The sequence below is a fragment of the Saccharomonospora saliphila YIM 90502 genome, from assembly GCF_000383795.1.
In the GTDB taxonomy this organism is placed as follows: Bacteria; Actinomycetota; Actinomycetes; order Mycobacteriales; family Pseudonocardiaceae; genus Saccharomonospora; species Saccharomonospora saliphila.
Map to the genome: position 1 here is coordinate 136609 of NZ_KB912712.1, position 3913 is coordinate 140521.

At 72.3% G+C, this 3913-nt stretch carries 4 protein-coding genes; 3 read left to right on the top strand and 1 reads right to left on the bottom strand.

Features of this window, described 5'->3' with window-relative positions; genetic code table 11:
- Both SACSA_RS25395 and SACSA_RS0118235 read left to right on the top strand, forming a co-directional pair.
- Positions 1-171, top strand: a 171-nt coding sequence (locus SACSA_RS25395; RefSeq protein ID WP_332253394.1) for an aminomethyltransferase beta-barrel domain-containing protein, incomplete at its 5' end; no start/stop codon positions are given.
- Between the two features lie 30 nt (positions 172-201).
- Positions 202-1746, top strand: coding sequence for an acyl-CoA synthetase (locus tag SACSA_RS0118235; protein ID WP_019819171.1), 1545 nt, complete (start codon positions 202-204; stop codon positions 1744-1746).
- Between the two features lie 459 nt (positions 1747-2205).
- Here SACSA_RS0118235 and SACSA_RS0118240 read toward each other — a convergent pair whose 3' ends face one another.
- Complete coding sequence (locus tag SACSA_RS0118240; RefSeq protein WP_028662013.1) at positions 2206-3039, bottom strand: nitrilase-related carbon-nitrogen hydrolase; 834 nt, start codon at positions 3037-3039, stop codon at positions 2206-2208.
- 141 nt (positions 3040-3180) lie between these two features.
- Between SACSA_RS0118240 and SACSA_RS0118245 the strand changes: the two genes are divergently transcribed.
- Positions 3181-3913, top strand: a 733-nt coding sequence (locus SACSA_RS0118245; RefSeq protein ID WP_048876974.1) for a uroporphyrinogen decarboxylase/cobalamine-independent methonine synthase family protein, incomplete at its 3' end; no start/stop codon positions are given.

The window sequence follows — 3913 nt, forward strand, 5'->3', positions numbered from 1 at the left end:
CACGGCGGGGCGGCGCCCGCGGTGGCCGAGGCGGTCGACGGCGGCGTCGTGGTCCACCTGCGCGAACGGCTGACGGGCGTGGCGCCCGGCCAGGTGGTCGTTCTGTACCGGCCCGAGGCCGAGGCTGGCGATGTGGTGCTCGGGAGTGCGAAGATCGCCGCCACGGCGTGACACTCTCGACGACGCCGTGGGAGGTGGCCCATGGTGGCGACGACGTCCGGTACCGGGGCGGACGGGACGCGGTCCAGCACCGTCTCCGACATCCTGCGGCGCAGTGCCGCGCGTGTCCCGGACCGGGTGGCGCTGCGGTTCGGCGACCGGACGTGGACCTACGCCGAACTCGACGCCGCGACCACGCGGGCGGCGGCGCACCTGCTCTCCCTCGGCCCGCGCCACGGCGACCGGGTCGCCGCCTACGGCCGGAACTCCGACGCGTACCTGCTCGGCTTCCTGGCGTGCGCGCGTGCCGGGTTGGTGCACGTGCCGGTCAACTACAACCTCACCGGTGACGAGCTGGCCTACCTGCTCGACCAGTCCGGAAGCGACCTCGTGCTCGCCGACCCGGCCCTGACCGGGCATCTCACCGACCTGCCCGGTCCGGACCGCGCCGTGGTGCCGCTGCGTGAGGCGGACGAGAGCCTGCTGGCCGCGGCGCGGGACGGCGAGGTGCCCGCGCTCGACGTGGCCGTCGCCGACACCGATCTGGCGCAGCTTCTCTACACCTCGGGCACGACCTCGCGGCCGAAGGGCGCCATGATGACGCACCGGGCGCTGGTGCACGAGTACGTCTCCTGCGTCGTCGACCTCGACCTCAGCGCGGACGACGCGCCGTTGCACGTCATGCCGCTGTACCACTCGGCGCAGATGCACGTGTTCCTGATGCCGTGGTTGGCGGTCGGCGCGACCAACACCGTGCTGGAAACCCCCGAGCCGACCGAGATCCTGCGCAGGCTCTCGGAGGACCGGCACGGAGCGTTCTTCGCCGCGCCGACGCTGTGGGTGGCGCTGGCCAACCACCCCGACTTCGACAGCCTCGACCTGTCGGCGCTGCGCAAGGCCTACTACGGGGCCTCGATCATGCCCGTGCCCGTGCTGGAGCGCTTGCGCCGGGCGATGCCGGGCCTCGGGTTCTACAACTGCTTCGGCCAGTCGGAAATCGCGCCGCTGGCCACGGTGCTCCGTCCGGAGGAACACGACGAGCGGCCCGACTCGGCGGGCAGGCCGGTGCTGTTCGTCGAGGCACGGGTCGTCGACCCGGACGGCCACGACGTCGATCCCGGCGAACAGGGTGAGGTGATCTACCGGTCGCCGCAGCTCGCCGTGGGGTACTGGGACAAGCCGGAGGCCACTGACGAGGCCTTTCGCGACGGCTGGTTCCACTCGGGTGACCTGGTGCGTGTGGACGAGCAGGGCTACCTCTACGTCGTCGACCGCATCAAGGACGTCATCAACACCGGTGGCGTGCTCGTGGCCTCGCGCGAGATCGAGGACGCGCTGTACACGCATCCCGCCGTCGCCGAGGTCGCCGTGGTCGGTCTGCCGGACGAGAAGTGGATCGAGGCCGTGACGGCGGTCGTGGTGCGCCGGTCGGAGGTCGGCGCCGAGGAGCTGATCGAGCACGCCCGGGGCCGGTTGTCGCGGTTCAAGGTCCCGAAGACGGTGCACTTCGTCGACGACCTGCCCCGCAACGCCTCGGGCAAGATCCTCAAACGCGCCCTCCGCGACCAGCTCTCCCACGACGCCTGACCCGACTCACCCACCCCACCCCACGCGCGCCCGCCCGCGCCCGGCGCCCGCGCCCGCGAGTTGCCCTTTCCGGCCCGCGAGTTGCCTTTCCCCGTGCGCGAGTTGCCTTTCCCGGTGCGCGAGTTGCCCTTGGCGGTCGCCGGTCGCCCCAGCAGCCGAGAGCCACCTCGCCCTTTCACGGCCTCGCGAGTCCGCCTGCGGCAGCGAGATCGCGATGAGACAGGCGCCTGTTGCGGTGCGGGCTCGCCCGTACCCGCCGTGGAGCTCCGTCGGTATCCACCTTGGACGGGCCGAGGTCGCTGGCCCGTGGGTGCCGACAAGCAGTGCGCGTTCCCCTGCCGACATACGAGGTGCCGGGCACTCATGACGAGGAGGGCAACTCGCCGACCGGGAGGGGCAACTCGCCGACCGGGAGGGGCAACTCGCGGGCCGGGAGGGGCAACTCGCGGGTCAGTAGGGTCAGTCGTTGCCGCTTTCGGTGATGAGGCGTTCCAGTTCGCGGCGGAGGAGGCCCATGCGGGCGTCGGCGAGCAGCGGCATCTCCCGCCTGCGCCTGCGCACGGCGTGCGGGTCGATGTCGACCACCGTCAGCGCCTCGTCCCACGTCGGCGCGGTCGCCACGGCCGAGCCCCACGGGTCGATCACCCGCGAACCACCCCAGAACCGCACACCGGCCTCGTCTCCCACCCTGTTGACGTAGACGACCCAGCACTGCTGCATCCGGGCGGTGAAGGTGAGCAGGTCGTGCCAGTACTCGGCAGGATCGAAGGACCCGCCGGTGAGCTTGGCCGCGCTGTTGGCGGGCACGATCATCAGCTCCGCACCGTCCTGGGCCGCCAGCCACGGCAGCATCGGCTGCCAGGCGTCGTTGCAGATCAGGGTGGCGAACCGGCCGTGATCGGTGTCGAAGGCCCGCATGTGCTGACCAGGGCTCGCGTGCTTGCGCTCCTCCCAGATCAGATAGTTCGGCAGGTACAGCTTGCGGTGGTTGTGCACGAGGCGCCCGTCGGAGAGGTAGAGCGCCGAGTTGTGCCGCCGGATCCGGCCGTCCTCCAACAGCCCGATCACCACGTCCGGTCCGTGCCGGGACAGGGTTGCCAGGCGCGGGTCGTCCGGCCACAGGGAGATGTCGTCGGCGAGCTGGCCCAGCGCGTAGCCGGTCAGGCTCAGTTCCGGGAACACGACCAGATCGGCGTTCTCGGCGGCCGCGTCCTTGACGAGGCGTTCGGCGTCGGCGAGGTTCCCGTCCACGTCACCGAGCCGGCAGTCGGTCTGCGCGAGTGCCATTCTCATGCGTCTCACCTCCCTGGTGCACAGCGGTTGCGACCCCTCCGACGGTACGGGATACTGACCGGCCCGGGCGAGAACCGACGGACCCGCGGACGCGAGACCCGGCCGCTCCCCGGGGTGGCGTGGGTGGGCACAATCGAGACCGTGAGTGAGCGAGTCTGGCCCTCCGGCGCGGCCACCGGGATCGGCTCCATGCCGGGCACCGACGCGGCCGAGGCCGCCGCGATCGTGTTCGGCGAGCTGCCCGGGTTCCCGCACCTGCCCGAGCTCCCCGCGCGCGGCGTCGGGGGTGACACGATCGGACGCACGGCAGCCATGCTGGTCGACCTCGCCGTGGAGGTCGTTCCCTCCGGCTACCGGATCGCCGCGCGGGCGGGGCGGCATCACCGGCGGGCTGTGGACCTGCTCCGCTGGGACGTCGACGCCGTCACCGAGGCGGCCCAGTCGACGGCACCCCCGGTGATCAAGACTCAGGTCGCAGGTCCGTGGACGCTGGCCTCGGGCATCGAACTCGCCCGCGGACACCGGGTGCTCACCGATCACGGGGCCCTGCGCGACCTCACCGACTCCGTGGTCGAGGGCATGGCCGCGCACGTCGCGGAGCTGACGGCCCGCACGGGCGCGCGGGTGGTGGTCCAGCTCGACGAGCCGACACTGCCCGACGTGCTCGCGGGTGCCCTGCCCACCGCGTCCGGGTACGGCACGGTCGAGTCGGTCCCCGAGCCCGCGGCGCGCGAGTTGCTGTCCCGGGTGATCACCGCCGCCCGGGAGGCCACGGGCTCGCCGGTGGTCGTGCACTGTTGCGCGCGCAGGCCCCCGGTCGGACTGGTGCACGGCGCGGGGGCCGACGCCGTGTCGCTCGACGCGACGGTGCTCG

Bases quoted from the DNA above. Each gene is read 5' to 3' on its own strand.
- SACSA_RS0118235 (WP_019819171.1), top strand. From the start codon at position 202: ATGGTGGCGACGACGTCCGGTACCGGGGCGGACGGGACGCGGTCCAGC.
- SACSA_RS0118240 (WP_028662013.1), bottom strand. From the start codon at position 3,039: ATGAGAATGGCACTCGCGCAGACCGACTGCCGGCTCGGTGACGTGGAC.